The organism is Streptomyces sp. NPDC050704, from assembly GCF_040654355.1.
In the GTDB taxonomy this organism is placed as follows: Bacteria; Actinomycetota; Actinomycetes; order Streptomycetales; family Streptomycetaceae; genus Streptomyces.
Window position 1 is genome coordinate 22,851 of record NZ_JBFAHW010000019.1, and the last position, 17,693, is coordinate 40,543.

Consider the following 17,693-nt stretch of genomic DNA (forward strand, 5'->3'; position numbering starts at 1 on the left):
GCATACGTTCGTCCCGCTGCGAGCCGCCGGTTCAACGGCGGCTCCCCATACGGGAGATCGGGGGTGCGTTCGTGCGCATCGGACTGCTTACGGAGGGTGGCTATCCGTATGTGAGCGGTGACGCCAGGCTCTGGTGCGACCGGCTCGTGCGCGGGCTCGGGCAGCACGACTTCGACATCTACGCGCTCAGCCGCAGCGAGCGGCAGGAGGACGAGGGCTGGATCGAGCTCCCGCCCCAGGTCAGCCGCGTACGCACCGCACCGCTGTGGACCGCGGACGACGACGGTGTCGGGTACGGGCGGCGGGCGCGGCGACGGTTCGCCGAGTGCTACGGGGAGTTGGCGGCGGCCGTGTGCGCGGGGGATGCCGCGGCGGGGACCGGCGGGTCCCCGGGGGCCACCGGGTCCGCGGAGGATCGCTCCGCGGGCGTGGCGGACCGTTTCGGCAACGCGCTGTACGGGCTCGCCGAACTCGCCCGGGACGAGGGCGGCCTGGTCGGCGCGCTGCGCTCCGAGGCCGCCGTGCGCGCCCTGGAGAGCGCCTGCCGTGCGCCCGGCGCGCTGCGCGCCGCGCGGGGCGCCCGCGTACCCGATCTGCTCACCGTCGCCGCCCAGCTGGAGCGCGCCCTGCGGCCGCTCTCGCTCGACTGGTACGAGGACGACGGGCTCGGCTCGGTCGACCTGTGCCACGCGACCTCGGGGGGCGCGGCGGCTCTGCCCGGGCTGCTCGCCCGGCACTTCTCGGGAGTGCCGTTGCTGGTCACGGAGTACGGGGTGCAACTGCGGGCGCACTACCTGGGTTCGCGAGAGGAGCCGGCCGCGCGTGAGGCATCGCCCGCGGCGCGGGCCCTGCTCGCGGCGTTCCATGGCCGGCTCACCGCCGAGGCGTACCGGCAGGCCGCCGTCATCACGCCCGGCAACACGCACGCCCGGCGCTGGCAGGAGCGCTGCGGCGCCGACCGGGCCAAGATCCGTACGGTCTATCCGGGCATGGAGGCATCCCGTTTCCGGGACGTGGGCGAGAGCGCCGAGAGCGCCGGGACCGTCGATCCGGACACCCTGGTGTGGGTCGGGCGCGTCGAGCCCGCCAAGGATCTGATCTCGCTGCTGCACGCCTTCGCGGAGATCCGCAAGGAGGAGCCGAAGACTCGGCTGCGCATCATCGGCGCGCCCGCCGAAGGCGCGGACGGTACGACGTATCTGACGCACTGCCAGGCGCTGGCCGCGCAGCTCTTCCCCGACGAGGCCGACGGCGTGCACGCCGTCGGCGACAACCCGGTCTCTTTCGAGGAGATCGGCGGACCCGAGGTGCCGACCCTCGCGGAGGCGTACGCGGCGGGCGCGGTCGTCGTCCTGTCGAGCGTCGTCGAGGGCTTCCCGATCAGCCTCATCGAGGCGATGTTCTGCGGACGCGCCACGGTGTCCACGGACGTCGGCGCGGTCGTCGAGGTCATCGGCGGTACGGGTCTTGTGGTTCCGCCACGCAATCCGCGGGCGCTCGCCGAGGCGTGCGTCGCCCTGCTGCGCGACTCCCAGCGCCGCGAGCGACTCGGCGCGGCGGCACGCGCGCGTGCGCTGGAACTGTTCACCGTCGAGCAGAACATCACGGCATTTCACGGCATTTACCTGGATATCGTCACGCGCTGCCCGGTCCGGCGGGTAGTCGTCGACGACTCGGGCGAGCCGCTGCCGTTCGCCGTACCGGCCGAGGCACATGTGCCCGGGCGGTGGGCCGACTCCGGGACGCGGCTGGTGACGGGCAGGCCGGGACCGGGGTGGGCGGCCGGGCCGCCGGTGCGGGGCGTGCCATTGGGGTCCGTCTCGGACCAGGAGCCGGTTCCCGCGGGGGAGGGGGCGCGGTGAACGGGCGACGACGGGTCGAAGGCGTGGACCGGCCCCGGACGCCGGGGAGTTCCGGTGCCTGGGACGCGCGGTCGGAGGAGTGGCTCGTGGGGGCGGAGGAGTTGGCGGAGACGGAGGCGGACGCCCAGTCGGGAGAGACCAAGGTGGTGGATGTCCGACCCGGGGAGACGCGGGTGGCGGACGTCCAGCTGGGCGAGGTGCGGGTGGTGGATGCCCGGCCGAGCGAGACGGGGGCGACGGAAGTCCGGTCGGGCGAGACGGGGGGGACGGATGCCCGGTTGGACGAGGCGATGGATGTCCGGTTGGGCGATGCGACGGATGTCCGTTTGGGGAAGACGCGGGTGGCGGATGCCGGGCTGGAGAAGACGCGAGTGGCGGACCCCCGGCTCGGGCGCGAAACCGCCGCCCCCGCGAGCGTTCCCGCCCTCGACCGCAGCTCCTCCCTTCACACGAACGGATCCGCTGCCTCCGGGCGGGGGTTCGCCGCTCACGCGACCGAAGGCCCTCCTCTCGACCGCAAGCCCCCGATCCGTCGCGGTGCCGCCGACCCGGTGAAGGCCCTGATACACCGCCACCGCGAGCTGTGCCGGCGCGCGGTGGACCCCCTGGAGATCGCCGCGGGCCTGGAGGCGCACGGTGTCACCGACCGGACCGCCACCCGCTTCCGGCACCGGGACGTCTTCTCGCTCGCCGAGGAGATGTACGCGCGCGTGCCCCGCGACGGCGACGGAGACGGTGACAGCGAAACGGCACCGGGGCCGGGGCCGGAGACACCCGACAGACCCCGGGCGCGCGCCGACTGGGCCGTGCTCGCCCTGTTGCCGGGCACCCTGTGCGCGGCAACAGTCACCGGGCTGCGGTTCACCGAGGGGCGGCCGCGCCTCGCGGTGACCGTCGTGGGTGTCCTCGCCGTCGCGCTCGGCCTGCGCGCGGCCCTCCGCCGCGGTCCCCTGCACGCCACGCGTGCCTGGCATCCGACCACCTCCACCCGCGCGTGGACATGCTGGCTCCTCGCCTACGCGCTTCTCGGCGACGGCCTGCTCACCGCGGGCATCGAGGGCGGCCCCGACGGACCACCCACCGGCGGCCTCGACAGCCCCTGGCCGATCGCCCTCGCATCCATCGTCGCCCTGACCACGGCCTGCGCCCCGGCAGCCTGGTACGCCCACCTCTTCGCCGTACGCGCCCGGCGCAAACTCGCTCTCAGCCGCGGCCTGGAGGAGTTCGCCGCCTCCGTCAAACCCCTGCTCCTGGGCGTGTTCGCACTCTTCCTCTGCACCCTGGGCGGGCTGCTCGCGCTGAGCGGGAAGGTGCTCGGCGAGCCCGCCGCGTACGCCGGAGCCGGCGCCCTCGGCGCACTCCTGCTGCTTGCCCGGCTCCTCACCGTGCACGGCTTCACACATGCCCCCGCCGTCATCCTCGCCCTCGCGGGCACGGCCGAGGCCGTGGCACTGGCCAGTGTCTTCGCGGGCCGACTGCCCGGCTTCACGTCCCTGGCCGAACCTGCCGCGACCGTGGCCGACACCTGGGGGCCGGGCGCCGTCCCGGCGCTCGTGTGCGGGGCCGCGGCACTCGTCCTCCTGATCCACGCGACCAGGACCCTCACCCGGGCCTCGGCCCACGCGGTGCACGGTGACACGCCGTGAACCGCCCCCGGCGCCCGGCCCTCGTGCCGAGCGCACCCCCTCCCGCGGAGCCGACACCGCGGGCCTTCCGCACGACCTGTGGCAACACCCTGAAGGAGAACGCCAGATGATCACCCTCCGCATCGGAGAGTCCGCCCCGGGAGCCGCCCGATGAGGGTGCTGCTGATCGGAGCCAACGGATACCTGGGCCGGTACGTCGCCGACCGCCTCCTCGCCGACCCGGCCGTGCAACTCACCGTGCTCGGCCGGGGCGACGACGCGGACGTCCGCTTCGACCTCGCCAGTGGCAGTCCGGGCGCGCTCACCCGCTTCCTGGACGCGGTGCACCCGGGCGTCGTCGTCAACTGCGCCGGCGCCACCCGCGGCGGCGCCCGAGACCTGACCCGGCACAACACCGTCGCCGTCGCCACCGTCTGCGAGGCCCTGCGCCGCAGCGGCTGCGGCGCACGCCTGGTACAGGTCGGCTGCGGCGCCGAGTACGGTCCCAGCCAGCCAGGCTCCTCCACGGCCGAGGACGCGGTGCCACGCCCCGGCGGCCCGTACGGCGTCAGCAAGCTCGCCGCGACCGAACTGGTCCTCGGCTCCGGCCTGGACGCCGTCGTCCTGCGGGTGTTCTCGCCCGCCGGACCCGGCACCCCGGCCGGCTCCCCCCTCGGCCGCCTCGCCGAGGCCATGCGCCGCGCCATGCAGTCCGGCGACGGCGAACTCAAGCTCGGCGGTCTCGCCGTCCAACGCGACTTCATCGACGTACGCGATGTCGCCCGTGCGGTCCACGCCGCCTCCCTCTCCGCCGCCCAGGGCGTCATCAACATCGGTTCCGGTCGTGCCGTGCGCCTCCGGGACGCCGCCGCCGTCCTCGCGCGGGTGGCCGGCTACGGCGGCGCCCTGCACGAACTCGACAGCCCGCCCGGCCTGCTCAGGCCGTCCATCGGCCACCCCCGCCCCGAATCGGAGCACACGGCCCCGGCCGCGTACCCCTACCCGGACGGCTGCGGCAGCTGGCAGCAGGCCGACGTGCGCACCGCACGCGACCGGCTCGGCTGGCGGCCCCGGATCAACCTCGAGGAATCCCTCGCCGATATCTGGATGGAGGCGGCATGCCGTATCTGACCAGCACCGCAGCGGGCACCGCGAGCACGGACCTCGGCCTCGGCTTCGGCGTCCCCGGCTATGCGCACCCGCTCGTCGCCCCGGTCGAATGGGGCGAACTGACCCGCCCCGGAACCCCCTTGCACTGGGTCGTCCTGAACGTCGCCGACGGCCCCGGCACCCGCCCCGACCCGCACTGCCTGGAAGCGGCCGGGCGACTGCGCAACGCGGGCATCCGCGTACTCGGCCACCTGGATGTGACGTACGGCGCACGCTCCTTCGGCGAACTCGTCTCCGACGCGCACCGCTATCGCGACTGGTACCGGGTCGACGGCTTCCTTCTGGACCGCTGTCCCACAGAGCGGACAGCACTCCCCGAGGTACGGCGTACGGTCACCGCCCTGCGCGACCTCCTCGGCGAGGGCCACATCGTCCTCGGCCACGGCACCCACCCGTACCCCGGATACGCCGAAACCGCCGACCAGTTGGTCACGTTCGCCGGGCCCTGGAGTGATTACCGCTGGTCGCAGGTGGCCGAGTGGACCGCCGAGTACCCGCCCGAGCGCTTCTGCCACCTCGTGCACGGCGTGCCCCGCGGCCATCTCGACGAGGCGCTGCGCATCGCCCGCTGGCAGGGCGCCTCGACGATCTACTTCACCGACCGCACGGACCGCGGCGGCTGGAGCGATCCCTGGGAGACCATGCCCGGCTACTGGGACGACATCGTCTCGCGTATCGGAACGGGTGTCTCGGAATGAAGAAGGGCGTGGCAGTGTTACGGGGAGAACAACTGTAGTGATTGACCGACCAACGGAGTCCCCGTGTCGCTGCCACCCCTGGTCGAGCCAGCTGCTGAGCTCACCGTAGACGAGGTCCGCAGGTACTCCCGCCACCTGATCATCCCCGATGTGGGCATGGACGGGCAGAAGCGGCTGAAGAACGCCAAGGTGCTCGCTGTCGGCGCCGGCGGCCTGGGTTCGCCGGCGCTGATGTACCTGGCCGCCGCGGGCGTGGGCACGCTCGGCATCGTGGAGTTCGACGAGGTCGACGAGTCCAACCTGCAGCGCCAGATCATCCACAGCCAGGCGGACATCGGCCGCTCCAAGGCCCAGTCGGCCCGCGACTCCGTCCTCGGCATCAACCCGTACGTGAACGTGGTCCTGCACGAAGAGCGGCTCGAAGCCGAGAACGTGATGGACATCTTCAGCCAGTACGACCTGATCGTCGACGGCACGGACAACTTCGCGACCCGCTACCTGGTCAACGACGCGTGCGTGCTGCTCAACAAGCCGTACGTCTGGGGCTCGATCTACCGCTTCGATGGTCAGGCCTCCGTCTTCTGGTCCGAGCACGGCCCCTGCTACCGCTGCCTCTACCCGGAGCCCCCGCCCCCGGGCATGGTCCCGTCCTGCGCCGAGGGCGGCGTCCTGGGCGTGCTGTGCGCGTCCATCGGCTCCATCCAGGTCAACGAGGCCATCAAGCTGCTCGCCGGCATCGGTGAGCCGCTCGTCGGGCGCCTGATGATCTACGACGCCCTGGAGATGCAGTACCGCCAGGTCAAGGTCCGCAAGGACCCCGACTGCGCGGTGTGCGGCGAGAACCCCACCGTCACCGAACTCATCGACTACGAGGCCTTCTGCGGCGTCGTCTCCGAAGAGGCCCAGGAGGCGGCCGCCGGCTCGACGATCACTCCCAAGCAGCTCAAGGAGTGGATCGACGACGGCGAGAACATCGAGATCATCGACGTCCGCGAGATCAACGAGTACGAGATCGTCTCGATCCCCGGCGCCAAGCTGATCCCGAAGAACGAGTTCCTCATGGGCACCGCCCTGGAGACCCTCCCGCAGGACAAGAAGATCGTTCTGCACTGCAAGACGGGTGTCCGCAGCGCGGAGGTCCTCGCGGTCCTCAAGTCGGCCGGTTTCGCGGACGCCGTGCACGTGGGCGGCGGCGTGATCGGCTGGGTCAACCAGATCGAGCCCGAGAAGCCGGTGTACTAGGCGCTTCGCTGGCAGCGGGGTTCGACAACTGCGGGCCGCCCGTGGCCGGCCGCGCTGCAGTCGGCGCATCAGGAGCACGTCTCCTTCGGAGGGGCTCGGCACGACACGTGCCGAGCCCTTTTCCGTTGCCCGGACTACGACGGCAGGGACTACGACGGCAGAGGCTACGGCCGCTCGGACTGCTAGCCGCAGACCTTGCCGTCCTTCGGCACTGTCCCGTCCAGCAGGTAGTCGTTCACCGTGCTGTCGACACAGTCGCTCCCACTCCCGTATGCCCCGTGCCCGTCGCCCTTCCAGGTGAGCTGCACACCGACGCCCTTGCCCAGCTCGTCCGCCATCTTGCGGGCGCCCTCGTACGGCGTCGCCGGGTCGCCGGTGTTGCCCACCACCAGGACGGGCTGCGCCCCGGGCGCGCTCACCTCCGGTGTGTCGTGCTGACCGGCCACCGGCCAGTCGTGGCACCAGCCGGCTGTGTCCCAGCCCATGGATTCGCCGAAGACGGGCGAGATCCTCCGGAACTCGGGGAGCAGCTTCTTCGCCTCCTCGGGCGTGGGCCGAGACTTGTCGTCCAAGCACGATATGACCCGTTGTGAATGCGTCACCGTGGCGTAGCGCCCCGACGGGTCGCGTTCGTTGTAGCCGTCGGCCTGCGCCAGCAGCTCGGTGCCGTCGCCCTCCTCGGCCGCGTCGAGCGCGCTGGTGAGGGTGGGCCAGGCCGTCTTGCTGTAGAGCGGGTACACGATGCCCGTGAGCGCCAACTGCTGTGTGAGGTCGCGGCCGCTCGCGGTCGGCAGTGGCTCGGCGTCGATCCGCTTCAGCAGGTCGGCGATCTTCCGGGAGCCCTCCTCGGGGTCCTGGCCGGTGGACTCGAGGTAGCCCTCCAGGGCGCGCTGGAAGCCCGTGGCCTGGTTCTTGGCGTGGCCCACCATGTCCGCGCTCGGGTCGACGACAGCGTCGAGGACGAGCCGCCCCACGTTCTTGGGGAACAAGTGGGCGTACACGCCGCCGAGTTCGGTGCCGTACGAGATGCCGAAGTAGTGCAGCTTCTGGTCACCGAGGACATGGCGCATCAGGTCCATGTCGCGGGCCGTGTCGGTCGTCGAGACGTGTCCCATGAGCTTGCCGGCCGACTTCTGGCAGCCCTTGCCGAAGTCGATGGCGTCCTTCAGATACGTGGTCTCCTCGGCGGCTGTGTCGGGCGTGTTGTCGACGGACTCGGCTGCCTGGATGTCCTTGTTGCTGCGGCAGCGCACGCCCTCGCTGGCGGAAACGCCGCGCGGATCCCAGCTCACCAGGTCGTACCGCTCGTGGAACTTGGAGAACGTGGGCCCGTACGGCGGCAGGTAGTCGACGCCCGAACCGCCGGGGCCGCCGAAGTTGAACAGCAGTGAACCGATGCGATCGTCCGAGGAGCCGCTCGACTTACTGCGGATCAGCGCCAGGCCTATCGTCTCGCCTTTCGGTTTCGCCCAGTCCAGTGGCACCTTGAGCGTCGCGCACCGCCAGTCGCCGCCCGGTGCGGGTCCGGTCGACGTGGCCTTGCAGCGGGCCCAGTCGAGCTTCTGCGCGGTGAGAGAAGCGGGCAGCCCGGACGTCGTGCCGGAGGGCGCCGCGGCCGACGGCTTGCCGTTGTCCCTGCTTCCGTTTCCGTCGTTCCCGCCCTCACCGCCCTCGGACGAGCCGCTGCAGCCGGCCACCAGCAACGCGGCGGCGGCCAGAGCCGTCCACCGTGCGAAACGCGCCATGAACCTTCCCCCCTCGCTACGTCGTCCGCCGGATGTCGCGGATGACAGTCAGGCCATAGTAGGCGGATGGCAGTGAGTGACGCGGAGGCCTGTGGATAACTCTCTGACCTGCGACTTTTCCGGGAGAGTACCGCGTTTTCCCGCGCAACCCGTGCCGGTCGGCCCTATGAGCAAACCGTGCCGTTCGACGGGACCCGGCCGTTCAGCAGATAGCCGTTCACCGCGTCCCGCACGCACTTGTTCCCGCTGTCGTACGCGCCATGCCCCTGCCCCTTGTACGTCAGCTCGACGCCGACGCCGCTGCCCAGCGAGTCCACCATCTTGCGGGCGCCCTCGTACGGTGTCGCCGGGTCGCCGGTGTTGCCGACCACGAGGATCGGCGCCGAGCCGGGTGCGCTCACGTCCGGATGGTCCGCGGCGCCCGGCACGGCCCAGTCGGTGCAGCCGGCCAGGCCCCACGCCAGGTAGTCGCCGAAGAGGGGAGAGGCCTCGCGGAATTCGGGAAGCTTCGACTCTACGTCGGCGGTGGTGTAGCGGGCCTTGTCGTCGGCGCAGCTGACGGAGACGTTGGCGGCGGTGATGTTGCTGTACTCACCGTCCTGGTCGCGCCCGTTCATGGCGTCGGCCAGCAGCATCAGAACCCTGCCGTCACCGTCGTACGCCTGCTGCAGCCCTTCGGTGAGGTATTCCCAGAAGTCCTGGGAGTACAGCGCCTGCGCGATGCCGCTGGTGGCGGCGGTCTGGGTCAGTTCACGCGGGAATGCGCCCGGGATCGGCCTGCTGTCGAGGTCCCGGAGCAGCTTGGCGATCCGGTCCTTGACGTTCTGCACGCTGTCGCCGAGCGGGCAGTCGTTCTCCTTCGAGATGCAGTCCTCGGCGAAGTTGTCGAGCGCGAGCTGGAACCCCCTGGCCTGCCCGAGCGATCCCTGTTCCGCGTCCTGCGTCGGGTCCACGACCGCGTCGAAGACGGCCCGGCCCACCCTCTTGGGGAACAGATGGGCGTACACGCCGCCCAGTTCGGTGCCGTACGAGATGCCGAAGTAGTGCAGCTTGTCGTCACCGAGGACCTGGCGCATGAGGTCCATGTCGCGGGCCGCGTCGGTGGTGCGCACGTACGGGAGGGTCTTGCCCGAGTTCTTCTCGCAAGCCGAGTTGAACTCCTTCGTGCTGTCCAGGAGTGCCTTCTGCTCGGCGGGGTCGTCCGGGGTGGCGTCCTGCTGGAAGTACGCGTCGAGCTGCTCGTCGCTCTCGCACTTCACGCCCGCGCTCCGTCCGACACCGCGTGGGTCGAAACTGACCAGGTCGTAGCGGGTGCGCAGCTGCGCGTAGTCCTGGCCGAACGCGGGGAGCGTGGTTACCCCGGAGCCGCCCGGGCCGCCGAAGTTGAAGACCAGTGAGCCGATGCGCTTGTCCTTGGCGCCGCTCGCCTCCGCGCGGATCAGCGCGAGTCCGATTGTGTCGCCCTCGGGCTTGTCCCAGTCGAGGGGCGCCTTCAAGGTCGCGCATTTCCAGGTGCCGCCGTTCGGCAGGGGTGACGGGGCGTCTCCGCCTCCCTGGGAGGCGGACGGTGCCGGGCAGTCCTTCCAGCTGAGCTTCTGCGCCGACAGGTCCTCGTCCTTGGCACCGCCGTCGTCGCCGCATCCGCTGAGGGCCGCGGCGAGCAGGACGGCGGTGGCGGTCAGGGCAGCGGCGCGCAGCGGGGAAGGGTTTGGCATGTCTCCATCCTGAGGTCGCTCGGGACGTGACGCTCGGGGCGCGGTCCGTGCGGGTGAGAGCCTCGCGTACGGAGACCGCATGCCCTGGGTGTGGCAGGTGGCACGCACGCGTGGAGCGCGTTTTGTGGGGTGTGCGGAGTGGGGACGTGCTTCTAGAGTGCGCCCTTGCGGGTCAGATGGTTGAAGAACAGCCAGCCCGGCAGCACGGGCAGCCACAGCGTGAGCAGCCGGTAGAGGAGCACCGCGGGCGCCGCGACCTCACTGGGGAGCCCGACGGCGATCAGGCCTACGGTGAGGGTCGCCTCGACCGCGCCCACGCCGCCCGGGGTGGGCGCCGCGGAACCCAGCGCGTTTCCGGCGAGGAAGACCACGGCGACGCTGGCGATGCTGATCGTGGGCATGTCCTCGGTGCCGAACGCCCGGACCGACGCGTCGAGACACATCACGAAGCAGGCCGTCAGCAGAAGCATGCCGCCGATGCCGGTGATGAGTTTCTGCGGCCGCTGCAGCACGTCGAGCATGCGCGGTACGACACCCGCGAAAAGCGACCGCACGCGCGTGACGATGAACTTCCGCAGGAACGGCACCGAGGTCACCACGAGGACGAGCACCGCGACGGTCAGCAGACCCGCGATGACCGTCCTGGACGGCGACAAGGAGGGCGTCTTCTCGGTGCCGGTCAGATAGCCGAAGGACAGCAGCATCAGGATGTGAGCGCCGAGCCCGAACAGCTGCGACGCGCCGACACTCGCCACCGCGAGCCCCGGCCGTACCCCCGCACGCTGCAGGAAGCGCGTGTTGAGGGCGACGCCGCCCACTGCCGCGGGCGCCACGATCTTCACGAAGGACCCGGCGACCTGCGCCGCCACGGCCCGCATGAACGGCACCCGTTCGGGCACGAAGCCCAGCAGGCTCATGGCCGCCGCGAAGTAGCTCAGCGAGGAGAAGAGCACGGCCGCGGCGACCCAGCCCCACTCGGCCTCGTCGAAGAGCGTGGCGAACTCGATGTGGGTGAGCTGTGTCAGAAGGAAGTACGCGCCGAACGCGCCGGCGATGAAACTGATCAGCGTGCGCGGCCGGATGCGTTCCAGGCGGGCCGGCTCGACCGGCGCCTGTGGCCTGATCAGCAGCACCTGGTGGCGGATCTGAGTGAGCAGATCCTCCTCGCGTGCCTCCTCCAGAGCCTCGTCGATGGCGCGCTTCTCGGCCCGCATTTCGGCCCGTACGGCCTTCTTGGCGGGCTTCTCGAGAACGGGCCTGGTGTCCTCGGGCGTGCTCTCGTGCTCCGCGGCGCGGGCCAGTTTGGCCTGCCGTGAGGCCTCAAGCACCGCGTCCCGTTCGCGCTGCGACCGCTCCCGGGCCAGTTTCCGCAGCGTCGCGCGGTGGGAGCGGGTCAGCGCGATGGGCTGCAGCATCGGCAGGCAGTCCGCGACCGTGTCGGGACCGAGCACTCCGACGGCCGAGGCCACCGCGCGCTTCGCGCCGACCCGCAGGCCGAGCGTGGTCACCAGCTGGGCGACGTCCATGCGCAGCAGCAGTTCACCGGCCGCGATCTCGCCGTTGCGCAGATCCGTGAGAATCACCCTGCCGGAACGATCCACCAGAATCGCGTCGCCGGCGAGCCGGCGGTGCGCGATACGCCTCGACTGCAGCGCCTGCACCTGGTGCCAGGTGTCGCGCAGCAGCTCGTCGGTGATGTCCTCGTCCGGCAGTGAGTCGAGCGTGCGCCCCCCGATGTGCTCGTAGACGAGCATCACGGCGTCCGGGCCGAGCTCGGAGGTCGCGATCAGCTTGGGTGCGTTGGCCCCGGCCGCGATGGCCGCGTACGCGAGCAGGGCCTCCTGCTCCAAGGCCTGGCGCAGCGACTGGAGACTCCGGCGCGTGGTGATCCCGCGCAGCGTCAGACGGCGCCACGCACGGTAGAAGAAGCCCTGCGCCTGCTGCTCGCGGTCGACCACCGTGACGTCCAGCGGTGGGCCGTCCTCCAGCGTCACGAAGTATCTGCGTCCCCGGTCCCCGGTCTCCGCGGCCTCCGGCACCTCCTCGCGGGCGGCGCTCACCGGGCGGAAACCGACGTGCCGCAGGCCCGCCATCAGGGTGCGTCCCGTGGGCCGTACGTTCGGTGAGCCGACCGCGTACAGCGTCCCGTACGCCACACTCCAGCCGATCAGCACCGTCAGGATGATCGAGAACGGGGTCGTGTAGCCGGTGACCAGCATGGAGAAGGCGTCGAGCAGCAGCACCACCCACAGCACCGCACGCCAGCGTGGCCGGCGCGACATGCCGACCGCCGTCATGTACGCGATGACCGGCGCGAGATAACCGTGCACCGGGTCGGTGAGGGCGTGGATGTCACCGGGTGAGGGCTGCGTGAGCGCCTTCTGGATCGAGTCCGGGGCGGCCTTGGCGACCCACAGGTCGGTGGCGAGCGTCACTCCGTGCGCGAGGACCGCGGCCAGGACGCCGTCGGCGATACGCAGTCCGTCCCGCTTGATCAGCCGCTCGATCGCGAAGGCGACCGGCACCAGGAGGATCGCGATGCTCGACGCGAGCCCCGCGATCTTGATCAGCAGATCGGGCGCCTCGTCGGTGCCCTTGTTGATGTCCTGCGCCAGCCCCGACGTCGTGCCGTGCGCGAACGCGGCGATCGACAGCAGCACGGCGACCGCGAGGACACCCACCAGGAGGCGCATGAGGTCGGAAGGACGGTGCACGCGCGCGGGGAGCAGCGGTTCGTCGCCCTCCACCTCCTCGGGGTGGGCGTCGTCGGTGGCGCAGTCGGCCTCCTCGGAGCCGCTCTCCCCACGGGCGTCCGTCTTCTTCTTGAGCCTGTCCGGAGGGCCCTCGTCCGTATCGTCGCCGGTGTCCGGGCGCGACGAAACCTCAGAGGTGCCCTCCGCGTCTTCGGGGTGCACACCCTGCTGTTTCATCGTCTCTTCTTGGTCTCGTATCACCAGTAACCGCCCGCACGATGGTGGCATGCCCCGCCGACACAGGGGGGCATCAGGGTGCGATGCGGGGGCGCACAGTCTGTCCCAAGGGCTGATTCGGGGCGAGGGATACGCACGGTGGCCGCCGCGTCACGTTGTCGGTGGGCTGGGGCAGGATGGGGCGGATGAGCGAGCAGAGCCTTCCGGCGGACGCCCTGCCGGAGTACGCGGAGCGGGTCCTCGAAGTTGCCGAACTGATTCCGCCCGGGCGCGTCATGACGTACGGGGACGTCGCCGAATGGCTGGAGGAGGGAGGCCCGCGACAGGTCGGCCGCGTGATGGCCCTCTACGGAGGAGCCGTTCCGTGGTGGCGCGTCATACGCGCGGACGGCGTGCTGCTCCCGGGCCATGAACTGGAGGCGCTGGGCCACTACCGCGCGGAGGGCACGCCCCTGAAGGAGGCGAGCAGGGCCTCCGAGGGCCATCAGCCGCGTGTCGACATGAGACGGGCGCGGTGGGACGGCGGGGAACGCGCGGAAGGTCACACGTGACAGCTTCCGGCATCGGACGGCCGGAAGGGGGACCGGTGGCCCGTACGGGGGAAACGGGGCACGTCCGTGACATGCCGTACGTTCGTGATGCGGGAGACACGTGTGCCGGGAGGGAACAAGGGGAAGCCCTGCTTCCACGGCATCCACCGGCGTAGCGTCGACGGCACGTTTCCCTTTCATCCCGCGGCCACCGCCTTCCATGCGGGGGCGGTTCTCCCACCCGTCGCCCGACCAGTACCCCTCAACGACGGCGCTCCGCGCCCGCACTGACAGACCCGAGTACACCCACCAGGACCGGCGAACCACGTGAGCTCCTCTTTCTCCACCAGGCGCCTGTCGCACCCCCAGGGGCGACAGGGGGCCCGTGGCGCTTATCGACTGGTGCGTACCCCACCGGTCCGGGTGGATCCCCCTCTGCTGGACGCAGGGCAGCGCGCGGTGGTTGACCACAGGGGTGGCCCCCTGCTCGTCCTCGCAGGTCCGGGCACCGGCAAGACGACCACACTCGTGGAGTCCGTGGCAGCCCGGATCGCTCGCGGCGCGGACCCCGAGCGGGTCCTGGTGCTGACGTTCAGCCGTAAGGCCGCCGTGGAGCTGCGCGACCGCATGGCGCTGCGCATAGGAGCGGCCCGCGCGCCCCAGGCGACGACGTTCCACTCGTTCTGCTACGCCCTGGTCCGGGCCCATCAGGACAGCGATCTGTTCGTGGAGCCGCTGCGGCTGCTCTCCGGCCCCGAACAGGACGTGGCGGTGCGCGAGCTGCTCGCGGGCCAGCCCGGTCTGGAGCGGCTCGGTCTCGCTCATGTGCGCTGGCCGGACGAACTGCGTGCCTGCCTGACCACACGCGGCTTCGCCGACGAGGTCCGCGCGGTCCTCGCCCGCAGTCGCGAACTGGGCCTCGGTCCCGAGGCGCTGCGGGTCTTCGCCAGGCGCATCGGCCGGCCCGACTGGCTCGCGGCCTCCGCGTTCCTCGCCGAGTACCTCGACGTTCTCGACATGCAAGGAGTGCTCGACTACGCGGAGCTGGTCCACCGCGCGGTGCTGCTCGCCCAACGCCCGGGTGTGGTCGAACGGCTCGCCGCGCAGTACGACGCGGTGTTCGTGGACGAGTACCAGGACACCGATCCGGCGCAGGTACGGCTGTTGCACTCCCTCGCGGGCGGCGGCCGTACCCTTGTCGCCTTCGGCGACCCCGACCAGTCGATCTACGCGTTCCGGGGCGCCGACGTGAACGGCATCCTGGAGTTCCCGGAGACCTTCCCGCGCGCGGACGGGGCCCCGGCGCCGGTCGAGGTCCTGAGGACGTCACGCCGGTCGGGCGCCGGCCTGCTGGCGGCCACTCGCCTGCTGACCCAGCGCATGCCCCTGACCCGCCTTCCGGCGGAGAAAGTACGCGCCCACAGGGAACTGGCCCCCGTACGGGACGGCGGCCGAGTCGAGGTCCACACGTACCCGACCCCTGGCACCGAGTTGGACAACATCGCGGACATCCTGCGCCGCGCCCACCTGGAGGACGGCGTCCCCTGGAGCGACATGGCCGTCCTGGTACGCGCCGGCTCCCGCACCATCCCGACGATCCGCCGGGCCCTCACCGCGGCCGGTGTGCCCCTCGACATCGACGGTGACGACCTGCCCCTGCGCCACGAACCGGCGGTGACGCCGCTCCTGACGGCGCTCAAGGCAGTGGCGGCGGCGGAGCTGGGGGAGACGGCCGAGACGGCTGGGAACGCGGCCGAGGGGCCGGAAGCGGCCGTTGCCGAGGAACTTGAACCCAAAGGTGCCGACCCGGAGGAGTCCGAGCCCGGCGGGCCTCAATCCGAAGGCTTCGGATCAGGGGAGGCCAAGTCATCAGGGGAGCCCGACTCACCCGGGGATTCCGGGTCGTCCGGGGCGCCTGAAGAACTTGTGGAGCCCGGATCGTCCGGGGAATCCGGAAAACCTGAGGAGCCCGGATCGCACGCCGAGCCCGAAACACCTGGGCAGGTCCGGCCGCCCGAGGCACCCGCATCGGACGCGGCGCCCGAAGCACCTGGGGAGCCCGGATCGTCCGCGGGACCCGAGGCACCTGAGCAGGCCCGATCACCCGAGGAACCCGCATCGGACGCTGAGCCCGAAGCACCTGACGAGCCCGAAGCACCTGACGAGCCCGGAACACCCGCCGAGCCCGGAACTCTTGAGCAAGTCCGACCGCCCGAAGAACCCGCATCGGAAGAGCCCGCCCCCGAAAAGCCCTGGCTCGACATCGAAACCGCGCTCTCCCTCCTTGCGTCGCCGCTGGCCGGCATGGACGCCGCCGATCTGCGCCGCCTGGGCCGCGCCCTGCGCGAAGAGGAGCGCGCCGCGGGCAACCTTGTGCCGCCGCCCTCCGACGAACTGTTGGCGCGGGCGCTGGCCGAGCCGGAGCGGCTGATCGCCCACGACCCGTCGTACGCCCGCGGAGCCCAGCGTCTGGGCGCCCTGCTGCGGAAGGCACGGGAGCGCCTCGCGGGCGGCGGCACGGCCGAGGAGGCGCTCTGGGAGCTGTGGGACGGCACGCCCTGGCCGCAGCGCCTGGAACGGGCGGCGCGGCGCGGCGGCGCGGCCGGCCGCAACGCGGACCGCGACCTCGACGCGGTGTGCGCGCTGTTCGCGACGGCGGCCCGTGCGGAGGAGCGAACCGGCGGCCGTGGCGCCCTCAACTTCCTTGAGGAGGTGGAGGCCCAGGACATCGCGGCCGACACGCTCACCCGCAGGGCCGTACGCCCCGACGCCGTACGCCTGATGACCGCGCACCGCTCCAAGGGCCTGGAGTGGCGTCTGGTCGTCGTCGCGGGTGTCCAGGAAGGCCTGTGGCCGGACCTGCGCCGCCGCGGCTCGCTCCTGGAGGCCGACCGCATCGGACGCGACGGCCTCGCGGAGCCCCTCAGCCCCGGAGCGCTCCTCTCCGAGGAGCGCCGCCTGTTCTACGTGGCCGCCACGCGCGCGCGTGAACGCCTCGTCGTCACCGCCGTGAAGGCCCCTGCCGACGACGGCGACCAGCCCTCCCGCTTCCTCACCGAACTCGGCGTCGAGCCCAAGGACATAACGGGCCGCCCCCGCCGCCCCCTGTCCGTCGCCGCGCTCGTCGCCGAACTGCGCGCCACGACGGTCGACCCCCGCGTCTCGGACACCCTCAGGGAGGCCGCGGCCCACCGCCTCGCCAGGCTCGCCGCGCTCGGCGACGAGGACGGCCGCCCCCTCGTGCCGTCCGCGCACCCCTACCGCTGGTGGGGCATGTACGAGCCGACCGAGAGCAAGGTGCCGCTGCGCGACCGCGACCACCCCGTCGTGCTCTCCGGGAGCGCCCTCGACCAGCTCGCCAACACCTGCGCCCTGCAGTGGTTCCTCGGCCGCGAGGTGAAGGCCGACGCGCCCGCGACAGCCGCCCAGGGCTTCGGCAACGTGGTGCACGTCCTGGCCGACGAGGTCGCCTCCGGCCGCACCCCTGCCGACCTCGCCGTCCTCATGGAGCGTCTCGACTCCGTGTGGAACGCGCTCGCCTTCGACGCGCCCTGGAAGTCGGCGCAGGAGAAGGAGCACGCGCGCGTGGCGCTCGAACGCTTCCTGAAGTGGCATGTCGACTCCAACGGCGCCCGCGCCGGACGCACCCCGGTGGCCAGCGAGCACGACTTCGACGTCACCCTCGAAGCGGGCTCCTACGAAGTACGTATCCGCGGCTCCATGGACCGCGTCGAGACCGACGCCGAAGGCCGCGCCTACGTAGTCGACTTCAAGACAGGCAAACAGGCGCCGAGCGCCGCCGACGTCGCCCACCATCCACAGCTCGCCGTCTACCAGCTCGCCGTCCGCGAGGGCGCCGTCGACGAGGCCTTCGAGGGTGAACGCCCCGAACCGGGAGGCGCGGAACTCGTCCAGCTCCGTCAGGGCGCCCCCAAGAAGGACGGCGGCGAGACCCTCCCCAAGGTGCAGGCACAGGCACCGCTGGAGGGAGAGTGGGTCGGCGACCTCCTCGCCACCGCCGCGGGCAAGGTCCTCGACGAACGGTTCACGCCGAGCACCGGCCAGCACTGCACGCACTGCGCGTTCCGGGCCTCGTGCAGCGCCCGGCCCGAGGGGCGGCACGTGGTCGAGTGACCCCTGCCCCGGGTCGCCGCGTCGTCAAGCCGTATCGGAAGT

The 17,693-nt window shown here is 71.6% G+C and carries 10 protein-coding genes; 7 read left to right on the forward strand and 3 right to left on the reverse strand.

Going from position 1 to position 17,693, the window contains the following annotated elements:
• The first annotated feature begins 71 nt into the window (after nucleotides 1-71).
• From AB0I18_RS13480 to moeZ, 5 genes are all read left to right on the forward strand, one after another.
• Nucleotides 72-1,862: a DUF3492 domain-containing protein gene (locus AB0I18_RS13480; RefSeq protein ID WP_363105583.1), complete on the forward strand. Its 1,791-nt coding sequence runs from the start codon at nucleotides 72-74 to the stop codon at nucleotides 1,860-1,862.
• Complete coding sequence (locus tag AB0I18_RS13485) at nucleotides 1,859-3,508, forward strand: hypothetical protein (RefSeq protein WP_363105584.1); 1,650 nt, start codon at nucleotides 1,859-1,861, stop codon at nucleotides 3,506-3,508. Before AB0I18_RS13480 ends, AB0I18_RS13485 begins: the two co-directional genes overlap by 4 nt.
• A gap of 150 nt (nucleotides 3,509-3,658) precedes the next feature.
• Entirely contained in the window at nucleotides 3,659-4,618 is a 960-nt protein-coding gene (locus AB0I18_RS13490; RefSeq protein WP_363105585.1) for an NAD-dependent epimerase/dehydratase family protein, read from the forward strand.
• On the forward strand, nucleotides 4,606-5,355 hold the full coding sequence (locus AB0I18_RS13495; RefSeq protein ID WP_363105586.1) for a spherulation-specific family 4 protein: 750 nt from the start codon (nucleotides 4,606-4,608) through the stop codon (nucleotides 5,353-5,355). Before AB0I18_RS13490 ends, AB0I18_RS13495 begins: the two co-directional genes overlap by 13 nt.
• Nucleotides 5,356-5,418: 63 nt before the next feature.
• The gene (gene moeZ / locus AB0I18_RS13500; protein WP_363105587.1) at nucleotides 5,419-6,597 is read left to right on the forward strand and encodes an adenylyltransferase/sulfurtransferase MoeZ; all 1,179 of its coding nucleotides are present in this window, start codon (nucleotides 5,419-5,421) and stop codon (nucleotides 6,595-6,597) included.
• A gap of 182 nt (nucleotides 6,598-6,779) precedes the next feature.
• Here moeZ and AB0I18_RS13505 read toward each other — a convergent pair whose 3' ends face one another.
• The 3 genes from AB0I18_RS13505 to AB0I18_RS13515 all read right to left on the reverse strand — a co-directional run bounded on the left by AB0I18_RS13505 (nucleotide 6,780) and on the right by AB0I18_RS13515 (nucleotide 12,987).
• Nucleotides 6,780-8,342, reverse strand: coding sequence for an alpha/beta hydrolase (locus AB0I18_RS13505; protein ID WP_363105589.1), 1,563 nt, complete (start codon nucleotides 8,340-8,342; stop codon nucleotides 6,780-6,782).
• A gap of 164 nt (nucleotides 8,343-8,506) precedes the next feature.
• The gene (locus AB0I18_RS13510; RefSeq protein WP_363105590.1) at nucleotides 8,507-10,057 is read right to left on the reverse strand and encodes an alpha/beta hydrolase; all 1,551 of its coding nucleotides are present in this window, start codon (nucleotides 10,055-10,057) and stop codon (nucleotides 8,507-8,509) included.
• Between the two features lie 152 nt (nucleotides 10,058-10,209).
• A complete protein-coding gene (locus AB0I18_RS13515) occupies nucleotides 10,210-12,987 on the reverse strand; it encodes a lysylphosphatidylglycerol synthase domain-containing protein (RefSeq protein WP_363105591.1) in 2,778 nt (925 codons plus the stop codon).
• 185 nt (nucleotides 12,988-13,172) lie between these two features.
• Between AB0I18_RS13515 and AB0I18_RS13520 the strand changes: the two genes are divergently transcribed.
• Nucleotides 13,173-13,538: an MGMT family protein gene (locus AB0I18_RS13520; protein ID WP_363105592.1), complete on the forward strand. Its 366-nt coding sequence runs from the start codon at nucleotides 13,173-13,175 to the stop codon at nucleotides 13,536-13,538.
• A gap of 402 nt (nucleotides 13,539-13,940) precedes the next feature.
• A complete protein-coding gene (locus AB0I18_RS13525) occupies nucleotides 13,941-17,651 on the forward strand; it encodes a UvrD-helicase domain-containing protein (protein ID WP_363105593.1) in 3,711 nt (1,236 codons plus the stop codon).
• The last annotated feature ends 42 nt before the right edge of the window (nucleotides 17,652-17,693 follow it).

Bases quoted from the DNA above. Each gene is read 5' to 3' on its own strand.
- AB0I18_RS13490 (WP_363105585.1), top strand. From the start codon at position 3,659: ATGAGGGTGCTGCTGATCGGAGCCAACGGATACCTGGGCCGGTACGTC.
- AB0I18_RS13495 (WP_363105586.1), top strand. From the start codon at position 4,606: ATGCCGTATCTGACCAGCACCGCAGCGGGCACCGCGAGCACGGACCTC.
- AB0I18_RS13505 (WP_363105589.1), bottom strand. From the start codon at position 8,342: ATGGCGCGTTTCGCACGGTGGACGGCTCTGGCCGCCGCCGCGTTGCTG.
- AB0I18_RS13510 (WP_363105590.1), bottom strand. From the start codon at position 10,057: ATGCCAAACCCTTCCCCGCTGCGCGCCGCTGCCCTGACCGCCACCGCC.
- AB0I18_RS13515 (WP_363105591.1), bottom strand. From the start codon at position 12,987: ATGAAACAGCAGGGTGTGCACCCCGAAGACGCGGAGGGCACCTCTGAG.
- AB0I18_RS13520 (WP_363105592.1), top strand. From the start codon at position 13,173: ATGAGCGAGCAGAGCCTTCCGGCGGACGCCCTGCCGGAGTACGCGGAG.